Consider the following 24999-nt stretch of genomic DNA (forward strand, 5'->3'; position numbering starts at 1 on the left):
CGACCTATCCGAATTCAAGGAAAGGTGTTGTCGTGCAGAATATTCGATTGTCGATCTCGGGCACGTACTCCGCAGGTAAAACGTCGACGGCGCTGGCGCTGTCTCATTTGACCGGAATTCCCAAGACACTGGCACTGACGATTCGTGAGATCATGCCGGCCGCGGTGCCCGGTAAAGCCTTGTCGGAGGTGACCCCCGCCGAGTACTTGCAACTGGCGATGCGCCGTCACACCGGCCGGGCCGCCGCCGAGGCTGCACTCTCGGCGACCAGCGGTGGCTTCATATCGGACGGATCGTCTCTGCAGGAGTGGATTTACGGCGCAGCCCGAGTTCACTATGGGATGGATCCCAGTGCCACCACCGGACTCGACCCGGTCGAGGAGTCGGACCTATCAGACGAGATGCGCTTCTTCGGTGCCGTGGTCGAACAGTTCGGAGTGGCAATGCGCCAGCATGTCGCTGTCTCCTTCGATGCCTTCGTGCACCTGGAGAACGAACGCGCAATCGCCGCCGATGGTCATCGGCCGATGAACGAAGGGTTCCGTCGATTCTGCGATGACATGTTGATTTCGACGGTGCAGGATCTGGGGATTGTGGCCCACCGAGTTTCGGGAACCATGCAATCGCGTCTCGAGCAGATCGTGTCCATGTTCGAGTTGCCCACCGTGATGAGTGTGGACGAGGCTATTGCGGCCGCTGGCATCGACTACTCTGCTATCGACAAGCGATTGGAGACCGAGCGGTCGCGCGCGACGGTGCCCGTATTGACTCCTTAGGTGCCCATTCGGCGAGCCTTGCTCGGGGTCTACCCGAACATGTTGGCAAGTTTGATCTCGGCAGCGATCGATTCGGCGCTCGGTGCTACCGGCATCCAGGCGCACTCTCGCTCGAGCAAAGCAGCGCGGGGTTCATGTGCGAGCATGCGGACAAGATCCACTGCGCGTTCGGTGAGGTCGCTGCGATCGGATCGGACCCAGGACACCCATTGCGTTCCGAAGATCGCTGAGGTGATGATGAAAGCAGAGCGTTCGGCGTCGCTATCTGTCGATCCCACAGCTATGAAACGTTCGCCGAGGAAGGTGATCAACTTGGTGAATGGCTGTGGGGCGGAGGCGATGCGTTGCCTGTGATGTGCGTGCAGCGAGACCGCGGCTTTGAAGGTGAAGTCGAATTGAAAGCATCGCAGGAGCCGAATGATGAATGCGTGCAGTTGGTCGTGTGGGTCGTCATAGTCTGATTGGACTTTGGCGTACAGCACGCGCAAGCGATGGTCGTAGATGTAGGACACAGCGCCCGCGACCTCTTCTTTGGTCGCGAAGTGGAAATAGACTGCGCCTTTGGTCATTCCCGATCGCCGAGCTATGTCGTTAAGGGTCACGTCGGAATAGTCTCTGTCCGAGAATTCTTTAGCGGCACCAACTAGCAATCCCGAACGTGTGAGTTCGGATTTGGTGGGCTTGTCTGCCCGGTGCGCGGACTTGTCGTTTCGTGTAACCACTGTCAAAGCTTACGGCGGTCAGCTGGGTGGGCGAGATCTTGATGGGTCGGTCTGTGGTCACTCACCTGCATACACCTCGGCAATCGACGTCAACACTCCGGGAAACCGCGATTCGAGGTCTTCAAGCCGCAGGGTTGTCCACTTTCTCCGGCCCTCCTCTCGTTGGTGGATCACGCCAGATTCGCGCAGGACTCGAAAATGGTGGGTCAAGGTCGACGGAGCAACATCCACCTCGAAGGTGCCACACGGACGCTCGACATCCTCCAGGAGGGTGAGAACGATTCTCATCCTCGTGTCATCGGCCAGTGCGTGCAGCACCTCGAGTAGGTCCAATTCGTCCGCGGGTGGATGGTGCATCGATGTGCGCTGCCGGGTCCGCATGGCTTGGTTGCCTTCCATTCGAATTCGAGTTCAATGACTGTTCGACATTCATAGTACTTGGCTGTACGCTACCAAACAGTTCGATATACGACGAACATAGAAGGAGTCATCGTGGTCACGTCTCACAGTAAATCTCCGTCCGATCCCCCTCCACCTCTGACAGTCCAAGAATCTGCCGCTACTGCGCCTCCCAGTGTTGCGGCCGCAACCGGCAGTCACCCTCTCCGATGGGTGATGCTTCCTGTGGTGCTGGTCGCGATGTTCATGGCGCAGTTCGACTTGTACGTCGTCAATGTTGCGCTACCGGTTCTACAACGAGACTTGAGCGCGTCCGAGGCCAGCCTGGAATTGATCGTGGGGGGCTACGCATTCACGTACGCCGCAGGCCTGATCACAGGCGGGCGAATCGGTGATCATTTCGGTCACCGGCCCGTGTTCCTGACCGGCATGTTGCTGTTCGGAATAGCCTCGCTACTGTGCGGCCTGGCACAGTCCTCGACGCAACTGGTCGTATTCCGCCTTATTCAGGGTGTCACAGCTGCAGTGCTGGTTCCGCAGGTCTTGGCGCTGATCACGCGTACGTTCCCGCCGGCCGAGCGAGGCAAGGCACTTTCGTGGTTCGGGGTGACAATGGGAGTGGGAGCTGTAGCCGGGCAAGTCCTGGGTGGTGTGCTGCTGAACTTCGACATCCTCGGCTTGGACTGGCGTGTCATATTTCTGGTCAATGTTCCGATCGCCTTGGCGACTGTGGCTTTCGGCCTGCGAACCTTGCCGCGGCACGAACGTACAACTGCAGCGTCGTTCGACGTGCTCGGCGCAGTCGGCATAACTGCTGCGCTCTCGCTGATCCTGATTCCGCTTGTTCTCGGCCGCAGCGAAGGCTGGGCTCCGTGGACATGGATATGTCTTGTTCTTTCTGTGCCGGTGCTTCTGCTGACCCTGAACAAGGAGCGGAACATGGAGCGCCGTGGGGGTCGGCCGATCATCCCGTTGTCGCTCTTTACTGAGAAGGCATTCAACCTGGGGCTCGGAACCTCGATTGCTCTGTTTGCAGCGTTCTTCAGTGTGGTGTTCACCCTGACGCTGGTTATGCAGAACGGGCTCGGGCTTTCTCCGTTGATGGCCGGATTGACATTTGCGCCCCTCGGAGTGGCGTTCGCCGTCGCCTCGATTGTGGCGAAGAAGCAGATCGTCAAGCGGGGGCCTTCGGTGATCGCGTTCGGCACGGGAGTCGTGATCCTTGGACTCACCAGCCTCATTGTACTGCTCTATGTCGCAGGCAATGGACTCTCTGCCCCGATGCTAGTTGTTCCGATGATTCTGATCGGATTCGGCAACGGAACTGCAGTGCCCGCACTGATTGGCGCTGTGCTCGCTAAAATCAGCGCACAACACGCCGGTGCCGCAGCCGGAGTGCTCACGACGGCGCAACAGTTCTCCAGCGCCATCGGCATTGCGGCAATCGGAACGGTGTTCTTTTCGGTGCTCGGATCTGCAGACGGTGCAAGTGTAGGCAGTTATGCGACGGCACTCGCAGCGGCCGCGATTTGCAGCGTGGTCCTGGCTGTGCTCGGTTTCATCTTGACCTCACAGCTCGTGAAGACTACTCGTTCGGAGACTTAGCCCCCGACTTGAACGGTCAACGGTCAACGGTCTGTAGCGCTCAGCGCCGCAGACCGTTGACCGTTTTTGGTCTTTCGATGTGTCGCAATACACAAAAATCCACATACCGGCTGGCAGGTTTCAGGGTACAGTCACTACATGGCCATAGCGGGCTCGGGCCGCACCTCGTCGAGATCGACCAGAAAGCTGGGGGGTACGCCGAAATAGTTCGCCAACGCAACAACTAGCTGGACCCGTGGATTGTCGGATATGCCATTGCGGAGCTCTGACAAGTACCCAAGGCTGAGCGTCGCCGAAGACTGAGCGTTGAAACTCTTAAGGAATCGTCTTGCGCTCAGAGGCTTCCCGTTGGCGTCCGTGTGGGTATCGAAGAGTTCGTTCAACCGCTCAGCCAGTGTCGCCTGCATCATCACACCTTTCGAAAAACCCGGGCAGAGGCGCGAGTAAGTGCGCCCAGGCCATCACGCCGCGCGAACGCAGTCGCTACTGCACATGTCAACAACTTTATTTGTCTCAGGGAGTTGAGTCAACGCAGTGGGGGTATGAAGTGCACGACGTCAGATCGGATCGACATATTTGCCGCCTCCTCAGGCGAGCAGAGCAAACCTTGACCGGCCACCATGAAGCAGCCCTCCGCCGCTACAACCTCAGTATGACTCAATATACAGTTCTTTTGACGTTGTCGGACGTGCCTGATATGTCGGGAGCGCAGCTGGCGCGGTCATGTGGGGTGACCCAGCAGAGCATGGCCGGCGTGCTCAATGGCCTGCACCGAAAGCGCTTGATTGCCCGGCAGCAGTCAGACACTCACGGCAGAGTCGTCCTGAGCAACATCACAACCGAAGGGAGCCTTGTTCTCGGCCGCGCCCTGATCGACGTGGAGCGGGTTGAACGGACCCTGGCTGGGAGCTTCACTCCAGAAGAACACGCTGCCTTTTGTGACTTTCTAATCCGAACTTCTGCAGTCTTCACTGGTGATGCACTCGATTGACGAACCAGACGACCCTCATGCGACGGCGCGCCACACGGCGTCCGCGGTGAGGTCCATGGCGCACTCCTTGACGTCGAAAGTGAATCGGCACAGTCCACAGAACTGGTTGAAGATCGGAGAGGGCGGCGAATTTCAGGCCCCCGACAACGACTGCCGGTCACCGGCTCTCGAGTCCGGATTCAGCTGCTTAGACAGCGGCGTTGCGCCCTACATACGTTCGCGCCAAACAAGCATGACACTACGGACGAAGCTCCTATGTGGTCAGCCGCCTCTGGATCGCGTCGACGAGTTTGCGCTGCAGACGGAATGTCCTTGTCGGGATGGGCCGCTGGATTCCCGCCCCAGCGAGGTAATCCTGCAATGACGTCGGTGGTGTACCAGTCACGACGGTGCCGCTCATTGCTGCTCTGCGCCAACCGACGATCGCTTCGGCAATGTCGTGTCCCATCGCGCCGTAATGTTCGGCAATCCCTTCGAGTAGCGCAAGGTCGGAGTAGGTGATGACGGTGGGCGTATACAGGCATCGAGTGCGTGCCAGGTCGCCGAACACCTCCTCGGTTCGCCACACCAGGTCGCTTTCGGTGGTTCCGAGGTTGGGTACACCGCTGACCGGCACCACCACGATCGGGACGAACACAGAGTTGTCGGTTGCCCCGAATGCGTTCCGTCGCCTGATTTGACGGATGGTTTTCGCGATTTGATCGCATTTTTTGACCAACGATTGTTGGGCGTCCACGGCGTAGTCGTCAATGGTGCCCAGGCCCTGTGCAAGAGCGAAGTTCAGCGGGTGGTTCGTTGCATCGAGTGTCATGAATCCTCGCGGGCCCAAGGGGATTACGAAGTCGCACACAGATGGTGGGCTTCCAACGCTCTCGGTCCACGCGGATTGGAGTTCGTTTTCGCGTATCAGTCGTGTCATCGCTGGGCTTTGGTCGACGATCCGCGTCAGAACCTCGGCGACGGCTTCCTCGAACACGTCGTTCATCGCGAGGCTGAATGATTCGGCCGCGGAGCCGGGATCCGGGCGCCCCAAACTGGAGAAGGTCTGCCAGTAGAGCTGGGACCCGAAGAATCTGTCGAGTGCCCATTGGTAGCGGAGAAGAAGTGCGCTCCCGTCGCTCATGAGTACGAAGGGGTGTTCCGTCATGGCGTACCGCTGGTTCGCGACCTCACCCCGTCGGCGGTCGCGAGCAAGTCGGCGTTGGTATCGCTCGAGCGGCTGGGTCATGTTGGCGAACATGAAGTCCACTGCTGCCTGAGGGGCACCTGCGGACAGCAGGCCGGCGCGCGTGAACTCGTACTCACCGTCGGCGGCGTGTTCGATGACGATGTGTCCCAGCGCAAGCACATCAAGTAGTTCGACTCCGTTGGCTGAGTTGAACGTGTCGGCAGGTGTCGCCCCGAGGCGTGGGTCGGTCACACGGTCAGGCCAGACAGTGAACCACGTCCGCTGTGTGTCAGCTTGAAGTATTTCTCTTTTTTGGGGGAGGTTGCTGTGGAATGTGGCGATCTCGTCGAGCATCAGCTCGCGGAGCGTCGTCTGCGTTTGCTCGAGGTCGAGGCTGTAGGCCATCTCTGCGATTCGGTCCACGGCATCGGGGTCCATGGTGCCGTCCTGGCTGTATTCGGTGCGCATGTGTTCGGTGTTCACCGACAGGATCAGGCGTACGAACTCGACCGGTGGCACTGCGCCGGCTGACGGGTTGTCGGTCGAGGATTCGAGTACTTCCCTGAGTAACTGGGTCATGGATCGTGGTGGTATTAGCCGGCCGTTCGTATCCAACCGACCGAGGAGCTGTTGGACCCATGGTTCGTCGATTGCCGCGAGGATAGTTCCTTCGACCCGAGTTTCGGACCACGTCGTTGATGCGGCGATGTCGAGTCGCGACTGGATGATGGCGAGTGAGCGCACAGTTTCCTGGCCGTCATAGTTCGACAGCAGCGTTTGCCTCTCGGTTTCCGTGAGAGCTGTGAGGCCGGCATCGGCCGACACCAGTGGAGTGAGTTGTTTCGCAAGCTCCTCCTCTAGACGCCGCCGTTCGTATGGCGATGCAAGAGCTTCACGGCTGGCTGACGCGTTAGAGCCGTCTGGTGGGGCAGGGCGCTTTTTGGGTGGGCGGTTCTGGCTTCTGCGTCCGTTGCCTTTTGCCACGAGGCCCTCCCTTGTGTACCACTGACCGACTCCGACTGGCCCCCATCCGCATGACTTGCACGGGAGCGTGGGAGAAGGTTAGGCGACTGCACCGACACAGTCGTTCACCATCGGCAGAAGCGGACACGTCACTCAGAACCGGACTGCCTTCGGTGTCACGAGCGTGTCACAAGTTGGTACCTACGACGGTGGATTTGGGTGGTGCTGCCTGGACTATTCAGCCAGCTCAGGACAACTGTGGTGGTTCCATCCGGACGTATCTGGTTGTCTCACAACATACTTGTAAGCGAGCGGTCAACGGTTCAATCCCGTTAGGAGGCTCCACTGCTCCGATCCCGCTGCTGGGGTCGGAGTTTTCTGTGCTTCACCGCCGCATCGAATCGGCTCCCCGGTTTGGAATATCCGACGCCGATCGGAGTCAGGTATCCGAAACGGAGGAGCTGATTCGCGGCCGTGGACGACATTATCGTCCGGCGAGGGGCGCGGATCCGAATCAACGTGAGTGATATCAGTATCGGTTATGTCGGCTTGGAGCCTACGTATCCGACACTCTTGGAGGTGACTGTGACTAAAAGCGATGTTCGACGCCGTCAGGCCGGTCTACCTCCGGAGTTTGCGCGGCTTCCGATGCGGATGGTGCGAGCCGCGACGGCCGCCGATGTCTACGCGCACCCGCGCGCCGAGCTTGCGAGGCTGACGGACTTGGGTCTACTGCATCGAGTGGCGACGGGCTTCTACGTGGCAGTGCCCGACGATCAGGTTGGAACGGACTGGATACCTCTCCTGGAGGGAGCCGCGGCGGGTATCGCGGTTGCTGCCTATGGCCGCGATGACGCTGTGGTGATGGGTGTCAGTGCAGCCCGATTGCACGGTGTGATTCCGCGCGCGTTGGCAACGGCTGTGGTTGCTGTGCCGAAGCGACACGATCCGATTCGGTTGGCGGACCGGCAGGCGCTGGTTCGGTTTGTCGTGCGCGACACGGCACGTCTGGATGCGGAGCGGATCGATACCGAGTTGGGCGCGGTGTTGGTGACGACGGCGGAGCAGACGGTATTGGATTTGGTGAAGCGCCCGGGACTCGGCGATGCCGAGGGTGAGGTGTGGCCGACGGTCGAGCAGCTGTATCGACGTTGTGACCAAGGTGTATCGAGCGAGATCGCTGAGGCTCAGAAGATGCGAACGATGTTGACGCGGCTGCAGGCTCGGTTGAGGGAGAAGTGTTGAACCCCAATGAGTTGGCCTCGGTTGCCGCGCATTTCGGTGTTGCGCGTGCTCAGGTCGAGCGGGATCACCTGATCTCGCACCTGCTCGGCTAGCTGAGTGCGCATTTCGCGGATCGGATTGTGTTCATCGCCGGCACAACCTTGTGTCGAACGTATTTGGTCGATGGTCGGCTCAGTGAGGACGTCGACCTGACCGCTGTCGTTTCGAAGTCTGAGGTGGCCTGCCCCCATGCACATTTCGATTGAACGGATGGCTCCGGTGGTCCTCGATCCACAACTAAGCGCGCAGCATGCGACATTGTTCGACGGCTCCGCCCATCATCCGGTGTACGAGTGATCGGTACCCGTCATTCCGGCTGCTCGGATGCGATCGGGGTTTGCTGATCCGGGCCGGCCTCGAGGTGGTCGACGAGTGCCAATCCTGATTCAGCCCAGTCGATTTCGGACCTGCAGCGTGCGATCATGCCCGCGTAGGTGTGCGCTTTGTAAGCGATGATTCGATCGTGCTCTTCGACCGGCCGGTTCTGCAGCCGGCGCGCGATCATCGAATCGGTGCGCGATTCGATATCGGTCTTGATCGTGCTCAGCTGCGCGACCTGCTCCGTGTAGTAGTCGATGTGGGACCGGAGGATTCGTCGAGCGCACTCGGGATCGGCCCATTCGAAGTATGCGGCCTGCATGTGGAACGCATCGCGCACGGGCATGTGGTCGAGTGGTGTGTTCATCCAGGACCGGAACGCATCGATCCCGTCTTCGGTGATGCGGTACTGAGTCTTGGTGCTCCGCGGGCCCCAGCGAACCTGCTCACCGGCCACGAAACCGTCGGATTCCATTCGTCGTAGCTCCGGGTAGATCTGCGAGTCCGGTGCGTGCCACACGTGTCCGACCGAACCGGAGAAGCGTTTGGCTGCGTCGTAACCGGTGACGGGGCCTGCAGTCAGAAGCGCGAGCAACGCGTACCGCAGACTCATCGGTTCACGTCCTTGCTCGACACTTGTCGAATACTACTGCGGCGGCTATCGTGTGACTCACAACACTAACTCACTATGTCCATAGTTAGTTGGACGCGATTCGCGAACGGGGACTGCACATGACCGATCTGGGCCCGGGCGGGGCTACCGCCAAGAACATGCAATTTCCTCTCGACGCCTGGTACGTCGCGGCGTGGGATCACGAAGTGACCTCGGCTGCGCTGACCGCACGGACCATCGCTGGTAAGTCGATGGTGCTCTATCGCACGGATGAGGGCCGCCCCGTTGCTCTCGCCGATGCGTGCTGGCACCGGCTCGCTCCTCTGTCGATGGGAAAGCGTGTGGGCTCCGACCAGGTGCAGTGTCCTTATCACGGGTTGCGATACAACTCGGCCGGACGCTGCACCAGTATGCCGTCGCAAGATACGATCAACCCGTCGGCGATGGTGGCGTCGTTCCCGGTCGAACAGCGCTACCGTTTTCTCTGGGTGTGGCCGGGTGATCCGACGCTCGCGGACCCGTCGCTCATCGCGGACATGTCGCAGATGGATTCTCCTGACTGGGCAGGTGATGGCCGCACCATCGATGTGCAGGCCAATTGGCTTCTGGTGCTGGATAATTTGATGGATCTCACGCACGAGGAGTTCGTGCATTCGTCGTCCATCGGCCAGGACGAGCTGAGCGAAGCAGGCTTCGACGTCACCCACGACGAGCGGACGGTGACAGTGTCCCGATGGATGCGCGGAATCGACCCGCCGCCGTTCTGGCGCAAGAATATGCGCGACCGATTCCCCGGCTTCGAGGGCAAGGTGGATCGCTGGCAGATCATCCATTACGAAGCGCCGGGCACGATCTGCATCGACGTCGGTGTTGCCGAAGCGGGTACCGGTGCGCCGGAGGGTGACCGTAGCCGCGGAGTCAATGGCTACGTCATGAACACGATGTCCCCGGTGGATGAGCGCAGCGCACTGTACTTCTGGGCGTTCATGCGCAACTACTGTCTGGACAGTCAACTGATCACCACGCAGTTGCGGGAGGGCGTTCACGGGGTCTTCGGTGAGGACGAGGCAATGCTGACGGCTCAGCAAAAGGCCATCGATGCCAACCCGGATCACGAGTTCTACAATCTGAACATCGACGCCGGGGGAATGTGGGTTCGGCGGATCGTACAACGTATGATCGAGACCGAACGGGCACCGAGTCGGGGATTCGACGCTTTCGCCGCCGGAACGGGCCGCTGACATGACCGACAGCGCGGTCTCCTGGGGGCTCGGCACCGTCGCCTCCGTCACGCCTGTCGCAGACGGGGTCGTGGCCGTCGACATCTATATCGACACGCAGACTCGGCATGCGACGCCGGGAGCACACGTGGACGTGCGGGTCGACGACGGCACGGTGCGCTCGTACTCTGTCGTCTCCTCGGGGGAGGGTGGTCGCAGTATCACTGTGGCCGTTCGCTTGTCGCCGACCTCGCGGGGTGGATCTCGGTTCATGCACGCCCTGGTGCCGGGTGACCGACTGGAGATCAGTGCTCCGATCCAGAACTTCCCGCTTCGGGTCGGTGCGCCGCGATACCTTCTACTTGCTGGCGGCATCGGCATCACCGCGATCGCAGCTATGGCGACGACACTGCGCCGCGTGGGTGCCGAGTACCGACTTCTGCACGTGGGTCGAAGCCGCGCCGCGATGCCCTTTGTCTCCGAACTCATTGCGGCACATGGTGATCGACTGAGCTTGCACGTCGACGCCGAGGGAACCGGTTTGAACATCTCGGACCTGGTGGACTCGGTGGAACCGACGACCGAGCTCTATATGTGTGGGCCTGTACGGATGATGGATGCAGTCCGGCGTGCCTGGACCGGCCGTGACCTGCCCCCAGCCGACCTGCGCTACGAAACGTTCGGCAACAGTGGGTGGTTCGACGTCGAACCGTTTCGCGTCGTGGTTCCGCGGCTCGGGATCGAGACCACGGTCGGCGTCGGCGAGTCGATGCTCGACGCCCTCGAACGTGCAGGCGCAGACATGATGTACGACTGCCGCAAAGGTGAGTGTGGTCTCTGTCAGGTCGACATCATCCACGTCGATGGAAAGGTCGACCATCGCGACGTGTTCTTCAGCGAATCGCAGAAACGGACGTGCACCAAGGTGTGTACGTGCGTCTCTCGCGTCGCGAATGCCGGCGACACCGGAATCCTTGCTCTCGACATCCCGTGACGTGCCGTGATGGTTCTACGGTTTCGAGAAGTCGACGGTTGCTCGCCACTGGCTCACCCGTACCTGAATAATGCGGGGCGACTCGGCAGCGATCACCCGTCGCTCTCCGATCGAGGCGAGTCCGAATCGGCGGTGTTGCCGACGATTCCGCTCAATCCCGGGTAAGCGAATCCCTCGGTTTGCTCGAGACGCTGCGAAAGCCCGCTTGCAGCGTGAACCAGTGCGGGAAGGTGTTGAAGCAAGTCTTCTCGCAGGGTGTAGCTGACGATGCCGATGGCAGCCTGTACCGATTCGTTCACCTGTACGGGCACTGCAATAGAGGTTGAGCCCCAATGATATTCCTGGTGGCTCGCCGCGTAACCCCGCTGCCGGATCTGGGTGAGCTGGCGGGAAAGTACACGCCGGTCGGTGATGGTCTCCGGCGAAAAGCGTGGCAGCGGCAGCGCCAGCATGGCCTCGATGAAAAATTCGTCGCTGAAGGCCAGCAGTGCCTTGCCTACACCGGTTGCATGCAAGGGGATTCGGGCGCCGATACGGCTTTCCACCGGCACCGACTCTTCCGATGTCAGCTTTTCGACGTATATCGCGTCGGTTCCGTCGCGTACAGCTAGCTGTACGGTCTCGCGGCACTCGTATTGCAGGTTCAGTAAAAACGGCATGGCAGTCTCGCGAAGGCGCCCGTGGACCGGGGTGAGGAGACCCATCTCCCAAAGCTTGACCCCGAGTCCGTACTTACCCGCGTTGTCTCGGTTCAGATATCGAGCGTCTTCTAGTTCGCCCGCTAGCCGGTACACCGTGGCCACAGGGAGTCCCGCCCTGCGCGCGAGTTGGCTGAGGGTCATGTGCGGATGTTCGACGTCGAATGCAGCCAATACTGCCAGCGCTCTGGCTGTTACGGACTTCGCGCTGCTCTTGTACGGTTCGGCAGTCATCGGTGCTCGCTGTTCGTGCGGGACAGCGCTTGCTCGGATTCAGGTTTCGAATGGCGGCTGTCGGAAGCGGTGTCGAGAATTCCTGCGAGGGTGCGTGCCACGCTCTGCAATTCGCGCACCAGCGCCTCGGTACCGACCTGAGGTCTCGTGCTGCCGGCGGACGGATGAATGTCTACCGACAGGCTCATCGGCGGACGGTCGGCCGCGTGCAGCGGAACAGCGTATTCGACGGTGCCGTCCGATCTGACCATGCGTACCCAGCCTCTCCGATGCGCAATGCCGAGGGCTGCCTCCAGGTCGGTGAGCTGCATGCGAGTAATCGGCAGTGCGTTCCGCACCGAGGGGGCAATCGAAGTCAAGATTGCCTGGCCGGCCGCGCAGGCGTGCAGCGGAAGCGTCAGTCCCGGGCCGCCGGCGGCGGTGCTGCCACCGTGCGCCAACACTTCTTCGACGCACAGTGCGTTCTGGTTGTTGTGAACGAAGACCCGCACAACGCCGCCGGAGTGCGCGGCCAGACTGCGCAGCAGGGGCCGCGTACCCATCCCGATCACATCATGGGTCGGTGCCAGGATGCCGAGCTCCCAAATCTTCGGCCCGATGCTGTACAAACCGTCGCTACTGCGCTCGACTGCGGTTATCGCTTCCAGTCGGTCGAGTAGCCGGAAGGTGGTAGCCACTGGAAGGCCTGTGCGCCGGGAGATTTGAGACAACGTCATGCGGCGATGGTTGATGTCGAAGGACATCAACACGGCGAAGGCACGTTCGGTCACCGACTTTCCGGGTGCGCTCTCTGGTGGCAGCATTTTCGGTCCTCCTGGCTGTGCGGTGCCCCTGGGCTCCCAGTGCACTGTAGATCCTTTTTCGCTCTGTGAAAAGGAACCGAGTCTTTCGCAGGCCACACGACATTAGGTCGCAGAATCTGGAGTTTCTTTTCATTGAATGAAAAAGATACTGGTGGCCTAGGTCACAGTGTGTCCACACTGTGACCTACGTTCCGGGCAGTGAGCCCCTTGCATGGAGGAGAAGTCATGACGACTACCGAGAGTGAGCGGGACTCGATTCCCGCGTCGCAGCAGTCTGCGCCGGACACGCGCCGCTTCCCGGACCCCTACGAGATCGAGACGCCGGAGGGAGCTGAGGGTTGGGAGGACATGTTCGCGTACCACAACCGCTTCTTGGAGCCGCGGCGGGCAGAAGACTCCGTCAAAACGTGGTTCCGCAACTCGCTGCATTTCCCGGAGGTCTCGTACCCCTTCGATCAGTTGACGATCGACGGCGCATTCACCGGCACCGGAGTGACCAATACTCGCGTGTTCGCACTGCCGCCGGCCAAGGGCCTGGATGTGCGGATCATCAACGGCTACACCTACATGTCCACTCTGCCGAGCCCGGATCCCGAGGAGCAAGCCCGCCGGGCCGAGGAATTCGGTCCGCGCGCCGGGTACTACTTCCAGAATTGGGATGTGCTCTACGCCGAGTGGGAGGGCCGCGTCACCGCCGCAATCCGGGGGGTTCATGCGCTCGAGGTTCCAGCGATGTCGGAGTTCGAGCCGATCGAGCGGGTCCTCGAGGACCGTGGTCCGACACAGGGCAATCAGCTGTTGATGGCCTACCACCGTCTGCTCGAGTACGGCGACCAGATCTGGACTCTGCATTCGGAATTTCTCAACCTGGGCTACGCCGCCTACCTACAGTTTCTGACCCTGTGCAAGGAGCACTTCCCTGAGATCGACGACCAAACGATTTCGAGAATGGTCAGCGGTATCGACGTACTGCTGTTTCGTCCGGACGAGGAGTTGCGGTCGCTGGCGCGCAAGGCAGTGGAACTCGGTGTCGCAGACATCGTTCGCGCAGCCACGTCGGAGTCGGATCTGACCGAAGGGCTCGGTGGCACAGACGGCGGACGGGCGTGGCTTGCGGCGCTGGAGGAGAGCAAGGACCCGTGGTTCTACTTCTCGTACGGGTCGGGGATGTATCACTCGCACCGCAGTTGGATCGACGACCTGAGCCTGCCGATTCAGTCGATCGGCGACTATATCGATCGATTGCACAAAGGCGAGGATCTGGTTCGTCCGATCGAAAGGCTTCAGGCCGAGCGTGATTCGGTGGTCGACCACTATCGAGCGTTGCTCGACGAGGAGGATCTGCACGGATTCGACGAGGCGTTGGGGCTGTCGAGGACAGTCTTTCCCTACGTTGAGAATCACAACTTCTACGTCGAACACTGGTTCATGACCAACTTCTGGAACAAGACCCGCGAGTTCAGTCGGCTCCTGGTGAAGTGGGGCTTCTGGGATGACGTGGAGGACGTTTTCTTTCTCCGCCGGGCCGAGGTCGAAGAAGCGATCGCGGATCTGCAGATGGCGTGGGGTGCCGGCGGCAACCCGCAGGGCGGGGCGCATTGGCCGCAGATCATCAAGCGGCGCAGGGAGATATACGCCGCGCTGGATGCCTGGAGCCCGCCTCCTGCACTGGGTCCGGTTCCCGAGCAGGTCAACGAACCGTTGACCATCATGCTGTGGGGCATCACTCCGGAAACTGTCGAGCGCTGGCTCTCCGCCCAGGACGGCGGTGCAAGCACGAACTCGCTCTCCGGTTTCGCAGGTTCGCCGGGCGTCGCCGAGGGCCTGGCTCGCGTAGTGCTCCGCCCGGACCAACTCGACACCGTGAAGGAGGGCGAAATCCTCGTAGCACCTATCACGAGCCCGAGTTGGACTCCGGTGTTCGGCCGGATCAGAGGTGCTGTCAGCGATATCGGCGGCATCATGTGCCACGCCGCGATCGTCTCACGTGAATACGAACTGCCTGCGGTCGTCGGCACCGGGTTCGGCACCTCGAGAATCAAGACCGGCCAGCTTATTCGGGTCGACGGCAACACCGGCACTGTCACCATCCTCGATGATGCACCCGACGCATCCTGACCGTCGACGCACACCATCACACGAGTACTCGGGAAGGAAAAACCGTGGGTAAGTACATCAAGAAATTCGACGAGGTGAAGTCCGTCGACCGTCCTTCGGTTGGAGGTAAGTGCGCCAGTCTCGGCGAGATGGTCCAGGCCGGTCTTCCGGTCCCCGACGGATTCGCCGTCACCGTCGACGCTTACGAGGACTTTCGAGACAACTCGGATCTGCGGGCCGAACTGCGCAACCTGGTGTTCGGCGTCGATCGGGAGAATTCGGCTTCTCTGCAGGACGCTCACGATCGAGCGGTTTCTCTGGTGCTCGGGCGTGAGCTCCCGGCCGCGATCGAGAGCGAGATCCGCGAGGCGTACCTCGCACTGGCAAAGGACGCAGCGGGCCGCCGCGGCATAGACGACGCCGATCGTGTCCCGGTGGCTGTGAGGTCTTCGTCCGTCGACGAGGACGGCGACGCAGCCAGTTTCGCCGGCCAACAGGAGACGTATCTCTGGGTGGTCGGAGAAGACGATGTCGTCGCGAAAGTCCGCGAGTGCTGGGCCAGCCTGTACACACCTCAAGCCATCGCGTATCGCGCCGGAATGTCCGAGACGGACGCCACCGAAGCGTCCAAGATCTCTGTTGCAGTGCAACTGATGGCTGATGCAGACGTCGCCGGGGTGACCTTCACCGTCAGCCCTCGGACCGGGGACCGGTCCGTCATCGCGATCAACGCCAGCTGGGGCCTCGGGCAATCCGTTGTCTCCGGTGAGGTGACACCCGACGAATTCTGGTTGACGAAGATCGGGCCGACGCTGACCAACAGCAGAATCGCCACCAAGGGACACGAATATGTACCGGCTCCCGATGGCTCGGGAGTGCTTTTTCGGGAAGTCGAGGAGGCGCGTCGCGACATTCCCTGTCTGAGTGACGCCGAGGTCCTTCAACTGGCCGAGATCAGCCTGCGGGTCGAGGAACACTACGGCTGTCCGCAGGACATCGAGTGGGCGCTCGAGCGCAGCGCAGACGGCACCGGTGTCGTCATGCTGTTGCAGTCCCGCCCCGAAACCAACTGGAAGAAACGCAAGGAAGAAAAGAGTAAGCGGACGTCCACGGCGACATCCAATCTGCTCGGCTTCGTCAGCGCCGCAGCGAAAGGGCACACACGATGAGCAACGACACCACGCCGAGCTGGCAGGACATTCTCGATCTGGTGATTCAACTCGACGGTGGCAATTACGACACTGCTGCAGTCGAATTCGGAAACGTGTCCGTGCAGCTCTCGCGGACCGGCAACCTTACTACTGCACCCGCACCCGCACCGGCAACTGTGCCGTCCTCAACGGCGACAGCGCCGGCGTCCGATAGCGAGACGCATGAACAGCGGCAGGCGGGAACAATCATCCCGGCACCGATGATCGGCGTGTTCTACCGGTGCCCGTCCCCGGGTGCCCCGCCGTTCGTAGAGGTAGGCGCTCGAGTCGAACCCGACACGACGGTCGGAATCATCGAGGTCATGAAGCTGATGAACCCGGTTGTCGCCGGTGTGTCGGGCACCCTGGTCGAGGTGCTCGCGAAGGACAGTGAGCAGGTCGAGTACGGCCAGCCGATTGCCGTCGTCGATGAAAGCGGCACATCGTGACGAATACGCAACCGGTAGTTTTGGTTGCGAACAGGGGTGAGATCGCGGTACGGGTCGTCACTGCCGCCCGACGCATCGGAGCCAGCCCAGTTCTTGTGGTCAGTGTCGCTGATATCAATTCTCGTGCAGCACAATTGGCCGATCGGGTGATCGTCATAGGTCCCGCCCAGGCAGGCAAGTCCTACCTGCGGCCGGAGTATGTCGCAGAGGCCGCGAAGCATGCAGGTGCCGACGTCGTCCATCCGGGATATGGATTCCTCAGCGAGCAACCCGAACTTGCGGAACTTCTCGAGAGTGAGAACATCGCCTTCGCGGGGCCGCGGCCGGAGACGCTGCGTGCGGTAGGCGACAAGAGTAGTGCGCGCAAAGTGGCCGTTGCCGCGGGCGTACCAGTGGCTGCCGCTGCGGAAATAGACAATGTCGACAACGTGGTCCAACTGGCCGAGTCCATCGGCTACCCCTTGCTGATCAAGGCAGTACATGGCGGAGGCGGCCGTGGTATCCGGCTGGTCGATGGTCCCGAGAGCCTGAAACAATTGGCTCCGCAGGCGGCGTCGGAGGCGCAGGCGGCCTTCGGAAGCGGAGCGCTCTATCTCGAGCGCTTCTACCCGGCGGCCAGGCACGTCGAAGTGCAGGTGTTCGGCGACGGCCAGGGTGGAGCGCAAATTTTCGGCGACCGGGATTGCTCCGTGCAGCGGCGGCACCAAAAGCTGATCGAAGAATGTCCCGCCTGGGGTCTGGCGGACACCACTCGCACGGTCTTGCACGATTCGTCACGAGCCCTCGTCGAAGCACTGAGGTATCGAGGTGCCGGCACGGTCGAGTTCCTCGTCGACATCGAGTCCGGCGACGTCGTCTTTCTGGAGATGAACGCCCGCATCCAGGTCGAGCATCCCGTGACCGAGGAGGCATTCGGCATCGATCTCGTCGCGGCGCAATTGCGCCTGGCCCTCGGACAGGATCCACAGTTGCCGAACGTACCTCCCGTGCCCTCGTCGGCCGTCATCGAGTTACGGATCAACGCCGAGGATCCGAACAACGACTTCCGGCCGAGTCCGGGTGTCATCGAACATGTTTCGTGGCCAGTCGGCCCAGGGGTACGCGTGGATACCCACGTGTTCGACGGGTACGCCTTTCCACCGTTCTACGACAGTTTGATGGCGAAATTGATCGTTCGTGCGCACAACCGTGAGGCCGCAGTTGCTGCTGTTCGTGCAGCGGCTCTAGCAGTGGTCGTGGAGGGCGTCACCACGACGTTGCCCATGCACGACTTCGTGCTCGGCCACCCCGATTTCGTTCACGGCGGCGTCAGCACATCGTGGTTCGGCCCGGTCTGGGAACAGCATCGAGCGGAGCGAAAGGAAGAACGTCCATGACCACCTATGTCAAAGATCTCGGCCCCCGTGCCGATGCTCTGCCGAGCAGAAAGCGGACCATTCGGCTCGTCGATACCAGTCTGCGTGATGGAAATCAAAGTCTCTGGGGTGCAACTGGTTTGACTACCGGAATGGTCGAGGCCGTAGGTCCGATGCTCGACCAGGTCGGTTTCGAGGCGATCGACTTCACCAGTTCCACGAATCTGTCCATGGGTGTCAAGTGGCACAGGGAGGATCCGTGGGAACGGATCTCCCGCATGCGGGCCGTCATGCCCAATACTCCGTTGTCGGCGATCACGACCGGTATGCGCTTCATGTCCTGGGACAAAGCCTCGGAAACGGTCATGCGGATGGCGTTGCGCCTTATGGCACGTCACGGACTCCGTCGTCTGCAGATCGCGGAGCCGATGAACGATGTCGAATCCCTGCTTCGAGTCGCTCGATGGGCGAAAGAAGAAGGGATAGAACAAGTCGTGGCGGCTGTGACGTTCACGGAGAGTCCGGTACACACCGATGAGAGCTACAGCCGAAACATCAGAGCGTACAACGCCAGTCGGTACGTCGATTCCGTCTACGTCAAAGATCCTGGTGGGTTGTTGACTGTCGAACGGACCAGACAACTCATCCCGGACGTCCGAGTAGCTGCCGGTGACAAGACACTCGAACTGCACAGTCACTGCACCACCGGCGCGGCATCTCATCTCTATCTGGTTGCGGCCGAGCTCGGGGTCGACGTACTGCACACCGGCCTCGGCCCGCTGTCCAACGGCACCGCGCAACCAGGCTTGGAAAACCTGGTCGGAAACCTCGATGCACTCGGTATTCCGGTGCAGGCCGATCGCGCTGCAGCGAACGCTGCAGCCGAGGTTCTTTATGCGATTGCGCGTTCCCAGAACTTGGCCGCGGGTGCACCCGTCGAGTACGACCTCAGCCCTCACGTCCATCAGGTTCCGGGAGGAATGATGGGCACACTCAGGCGTCAGCTCGGCGAGCTACGCATGCTCGATCACTTGCCTGCCGTCATCGAAGAAGCCGGCCAGGTACGTGCTGATCTCGGTTATCCCATCATGGTCACCCCGTTCAGCCAATTCGTCGGCAGTCAGGCGCTCATGAATGTTCTTGCCGCCCAGTCGGGACAAGAGCGTTACAGCCGCATCCCCGACGAGGTCATCCGATTCGTATTGGGCCACTTCGGAACTCCTGAGGGCGAGATTGCGCCCGAGGTACTCGAGAAGGTCTCCGACTTACCCCGTGCCCGCGAGCTCGACCAACCAGTTCCTGAACCGACCCTGGAGCAACTGCACGAGGAGTATGCCCGCCGATTCGGGCGGCCGGTCTCCGAGGAGGAGCTGCTGTTACGGAGCGTTCTCCCGCAGGACCAAATCGAGGGCATGCTCGCTGCTGGGCCGGCACCTCGGTGGTCGGCCGGAGGCACCGGCAGGCGCAATGGCCCCGTCACTTCCGTGGCGGAATTCGTAGCGTCCGTGAACGAGCTTCCCCGATGGAAGTACATCGCAGTCGAGCGCGGCACCGAGCGAGTCGAGTTGCGACGCAACACAACAGGAGATTCACAGTGAACCACGACGAACTTGTCGATCGACTCGCCCGGGTTCGGGGCGTGATGTTCGACATCGACGGTTGCCTCGTCCTCTCCAATGGGCCCAGTGGGAAAGGTGGCCGCGTACTGGCCGGAGCGCGTGATGCCATCGATTTCGTTCGGCGCACACACCGCCGTATGGCTGTGTTCACGAACGGCTCCATGCAGACGCCCCACCAGATCGCCGAGTCACTGCGGTCGCTCGGTCTGGATGTGCGAGACGAGGAAGTGATCACCCCCGCGGTAGTGGCCGCCGAAACAATGCTGGTTCTACATCCAGGTAAGCCGCTGCTCGTGTTCGGTGGACATGGTGTGCAACAAGATTTTCTGTCTCGCGGACAAGATCTCGTGGATCTCGATCGCGCCTTGGCAGGAGAACCGACGGATGCCGCAGCAGTAGTCATCGGCTGGGACATCGACTTCGGGCGGGACAAGCTCCAGGTCGCGGCCGAGGCGGTCTATGCAGGTGCCGAAATCTACTGCACGTCCGACGCCCGGTCCTTCGCATCCGCGAATCGACTGAACGTAGGAGTGTCCGGTTTCATCGCAGCGGGACTGAGCCACGTGACCCAACGCCCGTACCGCGTGCTGGGCAAACCTGCCCCCGAAGCATTCGATATCTTGACGCGACGTCTGCAGGTTGCGCCCGCGGAAATGCTGATCATCGGAGACGACCTCACCCTGGAATGTGCGATGGCCCGACGAGAGGGTGCGCTCGGTGCCCTTGTCACGACGGGAACACATTCGGCAGCGGACGCCGAACTGGCTCCGCCAGAGCAGCGACCCGACTTCGTCGTCGAGCATCTCGGGCAGCTGCTGGAGTTGTTCTCCGCGGCCCCAAGCTCTCTCGATCCCATTTCTCCGGATCCCAGCTCGGACAGGCGAGGACACGATGTCAGTTTTCGATAGTTCGACGGTCGAGCGAACAGTGACCTGGCAGCCCAGCATTCGCCAGCAGCAGCAGTCCAGGTTGTGGGACTTCATGACGTGGGTGGGTGAGCACCGCCGAATCCAGCTGTCCGACTATCGGGAGGTCTGGGATTGGTCTGTTCGTGACGTGTCCGATTTCTGGGACTCGGTGCGGCAATATTTCGGCGTTGTCGGCGAGGGATTCGACGGACCTGCGTTGGCGGAGGAGCGAATGCCGGGGGCGCGGTGGTATCCGAACGCCCGGCTCAATTTCGCCGAGAACGTCCTGCGGCACGCCCAGGATCCGGCACTGGCGGACACCACCGCGCTCGTGACGGTGACCGAGGAGAATGCTGTCGCCGGCTTGACCTGGCGACAGCTCGAAGCGCGGGTGACATCGCTCGCGTATCACCTGCGACAGCTCGGGATCGAATCCGGTGACCGGGTTGCGGCAGTCCTGCCGAACGTACCCGAAGCGATCATCGGACTGTTGGCAACCGCGAGCATAGGTGCGATCTGGACCATCAGCTCGCCTGATCTATCCGTGGACGCCACGCTGGACCGGCTGCGACAACTGGAACCGAAAGTCTTGTTGGCGGTGGAGGGATACCGATTCAACGGTAAAGACTTCGACCGTCGTGAGCACCTGTCCGAGGTGCACGCGGGTCTGCCGAGCGTGCAGCACGTGATCGTGGTCGGCGACCCGGTCGCTGCGGCGCTCGACACCGCCCGAGATCTGATCACCTTCGATCGGCTGGTGCACGATTCGGCCGACGCAGACTACTGCCGTGTCGGCTTCGATCACCCGCTGTGGGTACTTTTTTCCTCGGGCACCACCGGTGCACCGAAGGGAATAGTCCACGGACACGGTGGGATCACCCTGGAAGCACTCAAGGGCACCGGTTTGAATCAGGACATGGGCCCAGGCGATCTGTACTACGTTGCTGCCAATACGTCGTGGATGGTCTGGAATACCCTGGTCAACAACCTGATGTCGGGTGCATCGGTCGTCACCTATGCCGGTTCGCCGACGTTCGGTCGTGCGGACCGCCAATTCGAGATCATCGCGCTCACCGGCGCGACCATGTTCGCCGCGGGTGCAGCATATTTGTCCGTGGTGGAGAAGTCCGGTCTTCGGCCGTCCGCGGAGTGGGACCTGTCGACGCTGCGGGCGATCTTGTCCACCGGGTCGCCACTCCCCGATTCGACGTGGCGGTGGGTCCACGACGACGTGAAACACGATGTCCACCTTGGGTCCGATTCAGGGGGCACCGACATCTGCAGTGGCTTCATAGGTTCGAATCCACTAGAACCCGTCCATCTGGGAGAACTGCAAGGCCCGTTGCTGGGGGTTGCCGTCGAGGCGTGGTCGGAGGCGGGTGAACGCGTCATCGGTCGCGTCGGTGACATGATCGTCACTCGCCCCATGCCGTCGATGCCCGTCTTCTTCTGGGGGGATTCGGACGGCTCGAAGTATCGCAACTCGTACTTCGACAAATTCCCGGATGTGTGGACACACGGAGACTGGATCACCGAGACGGTCACCGGTGCCTTCGTGGTACACGGTCGTTCCGATGCGACATTGAACCGTGGGGGAGTTCGCCTCGGAAGCGCCGACATCTACGCCGCACTCCAGTTCGTTCCGGAGGTGTTGGACTCGTTGGTCATCGGAGTCGAACTGCCGGACGGTGAGTACTTCATGCCACTGTTCATCACCCTGGTTCCAGGCGCGACTCTGTCAGAGGATCTGGACGCAAAGATCCGAACGACGATACGCGAACACACCTCGGCCCGGCACGTACCGGACCAGGTGATCGTTGCTCCGCAGATCCCTATTACCCATGCCAACAAGAAGATCGAGGTTCCACTCAAGAAGCTCTTCCTCGGGCACGATCCGGCAACTGCAGTCAACCGGGGCTCGCTTGCCAACCCAGAGGTGATCGACTGGTACATCGAATTCGCCGCCGGATGGGGTGCGGCGAACCCCGGGGTACCAGCCCGCGCACAGGGCAACACACCGTGAAATCGACGATGAAGGTAGACCGATGAGCAACAGATATGAATTCGCAATCGATTTCGACAAGGTCGACGCGATCGACATCCATACCCACGTCGAGATCGACGGCTGCGGGCATCGTGCGCTCGACGACGAACTGATGGCGGCCTCCGAGAAGTACTTCAAGTCGGGGGAGGAACGGACCCCTTCCATCGACGCGGTCGCCGACCATTACCGTGCGCGAAACATGGCGGCGGTCGTGTTCACCGTCGATGCAGGTTCGGCGAGCGGGCATTCCGCCAATTCCGTCGAGGAGATAGCCGAGGGTGCAGCGCGGAACAATGACGTGTTGATCCCATTCGGATCCGTCGATCCCTGGCAGGGCCGGCTTGCAGTCCGGCGAATTCACAGGCTGGTCGACGAATATGGGGTACGGGGATTCAAGTTCCACCCCAGTATGCAGGGATTCGAGCCCAACGATCGCCGCTTCTACCCGCTGTACGAGGCTATTACGGAGGCTCGCGTTCCAGCGCTGTTCCACACCGGTCAAACCGGGATCGGAGCGGGTCTGCCTGGTGGGCACGGCATCAAGCTTCGGTATTCCGATCCCATGCTCCTCGACGATGTGGCAGCAGACTTCCCGGATCTCACGGTCGTAATGGCTCATCCGGCTGTTCCCTGGGTGGATGCGCAGATCTCCATCGCAACCCACAAGGCGAATGTGTATATCGACCTGTCCGGGTGGTCGCCGAAGTACTTCCCCCCGCAGTTGGTCAAGGCCGCCAACAGAATGCTTCGTGACAAAGTGCTGTTCGGATCGGACTTCCCCGTCATTCAGGTCGACAGATGGATGGCGGACTTCGCGAAACTCGACGTCACACCCGAAGCCACACAAGCGATTTTCAAGAACAACGCCATGCGGGTTCTCGGTATCGATCCATAACGAAAACGAACACCTACCTGCTGCTACCTGTGGCTCGGGTCTGCGTGCACAACCCTGTGGCCGCCTTGGTCCTTTGCCCTGTACATCGCCGCGTCTGCGCTTGCCGTCAGGAATGACACAGCAACGTCGATGTCCGTGGGCAGCCGGTCCCACAGTGAGTTCGCGACGCCAAGCGACGCCGTGATCGGTGTGTCGTCGTCTATGTCGTACACCGATGCCACGATGCGGTCGGCGCATGTGCGCGCCTCGTCACGGGTCCCGAAGCCAACGACCGTGAACTCCTCCCCGCCAACGCGGGCCGCGACCGAAGGTGGCTGACAAGCCTGCTCGATTCGACTCGCGGTCCGTTGGAGGACCTGATCGCCGTAGTCGTGGCCGAAACGGTCGTTGACCGTCTTGAATCCGTCGAGATCGATTGCGATCGCCCACAGGGGCGCATCGCTCCGCCTGTCGAGACAGAGATTCTTGACGGCGGCGATCAGACCCCTTCGGTTTCGAAGTCCGGTGAGTGGGTCGAAGTAGGCACCTGCGGCATCCTGGCGAAGGTGGGATACCAGCGCCTGCGAGACTATCGACGAGGTGAACAGGATGATGAATGCTGTCCCGCCGGCCGTCAGCAATGTGGGGACGGGCCATGTTCGGCCTGCGATCCCCAAGACCACAAGCACGACGAGGACGGCGAACGCGAAAGCTTGTTGTGTGGCGAATATTCGGCCGCCGTGGAACGTCGCCGCGTAATTGCCGATTCCGGTGAAGATTGCCGCAGCGAGGATGCTGAACGGGGACGGTGTGATGCACATCAGCACCGACGCAGTTCCAATGTCGCTGCCGACGAGGTACGCCAACGATGCGCGTTTGGTTTCGATTTGGCGTTTGAACGCGACCGCGAAAATGGCGAACGCGACTCCAGCCAAGGTTGCCACGACGGCCCGCTTGGGCGTCCCGACGATCAAGTCGGGGGAGAGTAGGAGGCCGACGGCCGCCAGGGTATGCAGTGCGCCGAACGCACTCATCAGCGTCGCGTATCGCCTGAGGAATGGATGGCTGCGGTGGTACGCGAGCAGCCAGTCGTAGTCGACCGAGCTGTTCCACCACATCTTCAGTTCACCCACAGTAGGCCAGCTTTCTCGTACATCGTGTTCGTTCGCGCTGCCTCCGCCGCCTATGAACATGGTTCTTCATACTGTAAACCCGGTTTCGGACCAACCCGCAGCTGCTGTTGAGTCTGTTGGGCTTCAACCTGGGCATCGAGATGATGCAATTGGCGATTGTCGGAGTCGTACTTCCGTCGCTGGTCGTACTGGCGAATACGCGCGCGCATACGCCGACACGTGTTGTCGGCGCGGCCGTTGCAGGTGTCGCCTCGCTGGGGGGCTCGCTGATCGAATCGGGATGCCGAACATCGTTGCGGTGCAGGCCGATCGATCAGGCGCGACGGGGCCGTGGCTCATCGGAGCTCTTGCTGTCGCGGCCTCTGCGTGCCTGGTGGTTCGTCGACAAACCAGGCATCCGCTGCCCGCTGACGGACGAACCCAAAAGATCAAGGTCTTATGCTGATCGTGACCCGTCGTGCTGCGAGCCTGTAATTAAGATGGAAGCACTCATATTCTGCCGAGAAAACGCAGTTCAATGAGCGGCAATGAACCGCCTGAAA

22 protein-coding genes are annotated in these 24999 nt (G+C 61.1%); 14 read left to right on the plus strand and 8 right to left on the minus strand.

Annotated features, from left to right (window positions below; all coding sequences use genetic code 11):
- The first annotated feature begins 32 nt into the window (after positions 1–32).
- A complete protein-coding gene (locus R4P57_RS13365; protein WP_317803315.1) occupies positions 33–776 on the plus strand; it encodes an AAA family ATPase in 744 nt (247 codons plus the stop codon).
- Between the two features lie 29 nt (positions 777–805).
- Here R4P57_RS13365 and R4P57_RS13370 read toward each other — a convergent pair whose 3' ends face one another.
- Positions 806–1498: a TetR/AcrR family transcriptional regulator gene (locus tag R4P57_RS13370; protein ID WP_317803316.1), complete on the minus strand. Its 693-nt coding sequence runs from the start codon at positions 1496–1498 to the stop codon at positions 806–808.
- Between the two features lie 57 nt (positions 1499–1555).
- Positions 1556–1897, minus strand: a complete 342-nt coding sequence (locus R4P57_RS13375; protein ID WP_317803317.1) for a helix-turn-helix domain-containing protein — start codon at positions 1895–1897, stop codon at positions 1556–1558.
- A 216-nt stretch (positions 1898–2113) separates the two neighbouring features.
- On the opposite strand from R4P57_RS13375, the gene R4P57_RS13380 reads away from it, so the two are divergent.
- Positions 2114–3502, plus strand: a complete 1389-nt coding sequence (locus R4P57_RS13380) for an MFS transporter (RefSeq protein WP_317803646.1) — start codon at positions 2114–2116, stop codon at positions 3500–3502.
- 134 nt (positions 3503–3636) lie between these two features.
- Here R4P57_RS13380 and R4P57_RS13385 read toward each other — a convergent pair whose 3' ends face one another.
- Positions 3637–3909, minus strand: a complete 273-nt coding sequence (locus R4P57_RS13385; protein WP_317803318.1) for a hypothetical protein — start codon at positions 3907–3909, stop codon at positions 3637–3639.
- 245 nt (positions 3910–4154) lie between these two features.
- On the opposite strand from R4P57_RS13385, the gene R4P57_RS13390 reads away from it, so the two are divergent.
- The gene (locus tag R4P57_RS13390) at positions 4155–4493 is read left to right on the plus strand and encodes a MarR family winged helix-turn-helix transcriptional regulator (RefSeq protein ID WP_317803319.1); all 339 of its coding nucleotides are present in this window, start codon (positions 4155–4157) and stop codon (positions 4491–4493) included.
- Between the two features lie 253 nt (positions 4494–4746).
- On the opposite strand, the gene R4P57_RS13395 is transcribed toward R4P57_RS13390, so the two are convergent.
- Positions 4747–6240, minus strand: coding sequence for a hypothetical protein (locus tag R4P57_RS13395; RefSeq protein WP_317803320.1), 1494 nt, complete (start codon positions 6238–6240; stop codon positions 4747–4749).
- Between the two features lie 963 nt (positions 6241–7203).
- On the opposite strand from R4P57_RS13395, the gene R4P57_RS13400 reads away from it, so the two are divergent.
- On the plus strand, positions 7204–7869 hold the full coding sequence (locus R4P57_RS13400; protein ID WP_411742358.1) for a type IV toxin-antitoxin system AbiEi family antitoxin domain-containing protein: 666 nt from the start codon (positions 7204–7206) through the stop codon (positions 7867–7869).
- A gap of 346 nt (positions 7870–8215) precedes the next feature.
- Here R4P57_RS13400 and R4P57_RS13405 read toward each other — a convergent pair whose 3' ends face one another.
- On the minus strand, positions 8216–8839 hold the full coding sequence (locus R4P57_RS13405; protein WP_317803321.1) for a PadR family transcriptional regulator: 624 nt from the start codon (positions 8837–8839) through the stop codon (positions 8216–8218).
- A gap of 119 nt (positions 8840–8958) precedes the next feature.
- Between R4P57_RS13405 and R4P57_RS13410 the strand changes: the two genes are divergently transcribed.
- The gene (locus R4P57_RS13410) at positions 8959–10080 is read left to right on the plus strand and encodes an aromatic ring-hydroxylating dioxygenase subunit alpha (RefSeq protein WP_317803322.1); all 1122 of its coding nucleotides are present in this window, start codon (positions 8959–8961) and stop codon (positions 10078–10080) included.
- Between the two features lies 1 nt (position 10081).
- Positions 10082–11053, plus strand: a complete 972-nt coding sequence (locus tag R4P57_RS13415; protein WP_317803323.1) for a PDR/VanB family oxidoreductase — start codon at positions 10082–10084, stop codon at positions 11051–11053.
- Between the two features lie 92 nt (positions 11054–11145).
- On the opposite strand, the gene R4P57_RS13420 is transcribed toward R4P57_RS13415, so the two are convergent.
- Together R4P57_RS13420 and R4P57_RS13425 are read right to left on the minus strand one after the other, a co-directional pair.
- A complete protein-coding gene (locus R4P57_RS13420) occupies positions 11146–11985 on the minus strand; it encodes an IclR family transcriptional regulator (RefSeq protein WP_317803324.1) in 840 nt (279 codons plus the stop codon).
- Positions 11982–12788 (minus strand): IclR family transcriptional regulator, encoded by an 807-nt coding sequence (locus R4P57_RS13425; RefSeq protein WP_317803325.1) that lies wholly within the window; start codon positions 12786–12788, stop codon positions 11982–11984. Before R4P57_RS13425 ends, R4P57_RS13420 begins: the two co-directional genes overlap by 4 nt.
- 225 nt (positions 12789–13013) lie before the next feature.
- On the opposite strand from R4P57_RS13425, the gene R4P57_RS13430 reads away from it, so the two are divergent.
- From R4P57_RS13430 to couO, 8 genes are read left to right on the plus strand one after another with little or no spacing between them, the layout of a single operon-like run.
- Complete coding sequence (locus tag R4P57_RS13430; protein WP_317803326.1) at positions 13014–14906, plus strand: PEP-utilizing enzyme; 1893 nt, start codon at positions 13014–13016, stop codon at positions 14904–14906.
- Positions 14907–14950: 44 nt separating this feature from the next.
- Positions 14951–16054 carry a PEP/pyruvate-binding domain-containing protein gene (locus R4P57_RS13435; RefSeq protein WP_317803327.1) on the plus strand — a complete coding sequence of 368 codons (1104 nt, stop codon included), beginning with the start codon at positions 14951–14953 and terminating at the stop codon, positions 16052–16054.
- Positions 16051–16524 (plus strand): acetyl-CoA carboxylase biotin carboxyl carrier protein, encoded by a 474-nt coding sequence (locus R4P57_RS13440; protein ID WP_317803328.1) that lies wholly within the window; start codon positions 16051–16053, stop codon positions 16522–16524. Before R4P57_RS13435 ends, R4P57_RS13440 begins: the two co-directional genes overlap by 4 nt.
- On the plus strand, positions 16521–17900 hold the full coding sequence (locus R4P57_RS13445) for an acetyl/propionyl/methylcrotonyl-CoA carboxylase subunit alpha (RefSeq protein ID WP_317803329.1): 1380 nt from the start codon (positions 16521–16523) through the stop codon (positions 17898–17900). The genes R4P57_RS13440 and R4P57_RS13445 overlap by 4 nt, the downstream gene beginning before the upstream one ends.
- Positions 17897–19477: a hypothetical protein gene (locus R4P57_RS13450; protein ID WP_317803330.1), complete on the plus strand. Its 1581-nt coding sequence runs from the start codon at positions 17897–17899 to the stop codon at positions 19475–19477. The genes R4P57_RS13445 and R4P57_RS13450 overlap by 4 nt, the downstream gene beginning before the upstream one ends.
- Entirely contained in the window at positions 19474–20406 is a 933-nt protein-coding gene (locus R4P57_RS13455; protein WP_317803331.1) for an HAD-IIA family hydrolase, read from the plus strand. Before R4P57_RS13450 ends, R4P57_RS13455 begins: the two co-directional genes overlap by 4 nt.
- A complete protein-coding gene (locus R4P57_RS13460; protein WP_317803332.1) occupies positions 20390–22429 on the plus strand; it encodes an acetoacetate--CoA ligase in 2040 nt (679 codons plus the stop codon). Before R4P57_RS13455 ends, R4P57_RS13460 begins: the two co-directional genes overlap by 17 nt.
- 22 nt (positions 22430–22451) lie before the next feature.
- Positions 22452–23345, plus strand: coding sequence for a 4-hydroxyphenyl-beta-ketoacyl-CoA hydrolase (couO, locus tag R4P57_RS13465; protein ID WP_317803333.1), 894 nt, complete (start codon positions 22452–22454; stop codon positions 23343–23345).
- A 23-nt stretch (positions 23346–23368) separates the two neighbouring features.
- On the opposite strand, the gene R4P57_RS13470 is transcribed toward couO, so the two are convergent.
- Positions 23369–24457 (minus strand): GGDEF domain-containing protein, encoded by a 1089-nt coding sequence (locus R4P57_RS13470; protein WP_317803334.1) that lies wholly within the window; start codon positions 24455–24457, stop codon positions 23369–23371.
- Positions 24458–24999 lie beyond the last annotated feature (542 nt).

The organism is Rhodococcus sp. IEGM 1330 (genome assembly GCF_033142445.1).
Taxonomy (GTDB): Bacteria; Actinomycetota; Actinomycetes; order Mycobacteriales; family Mycobacteriaceae; genus Rhodococcoides.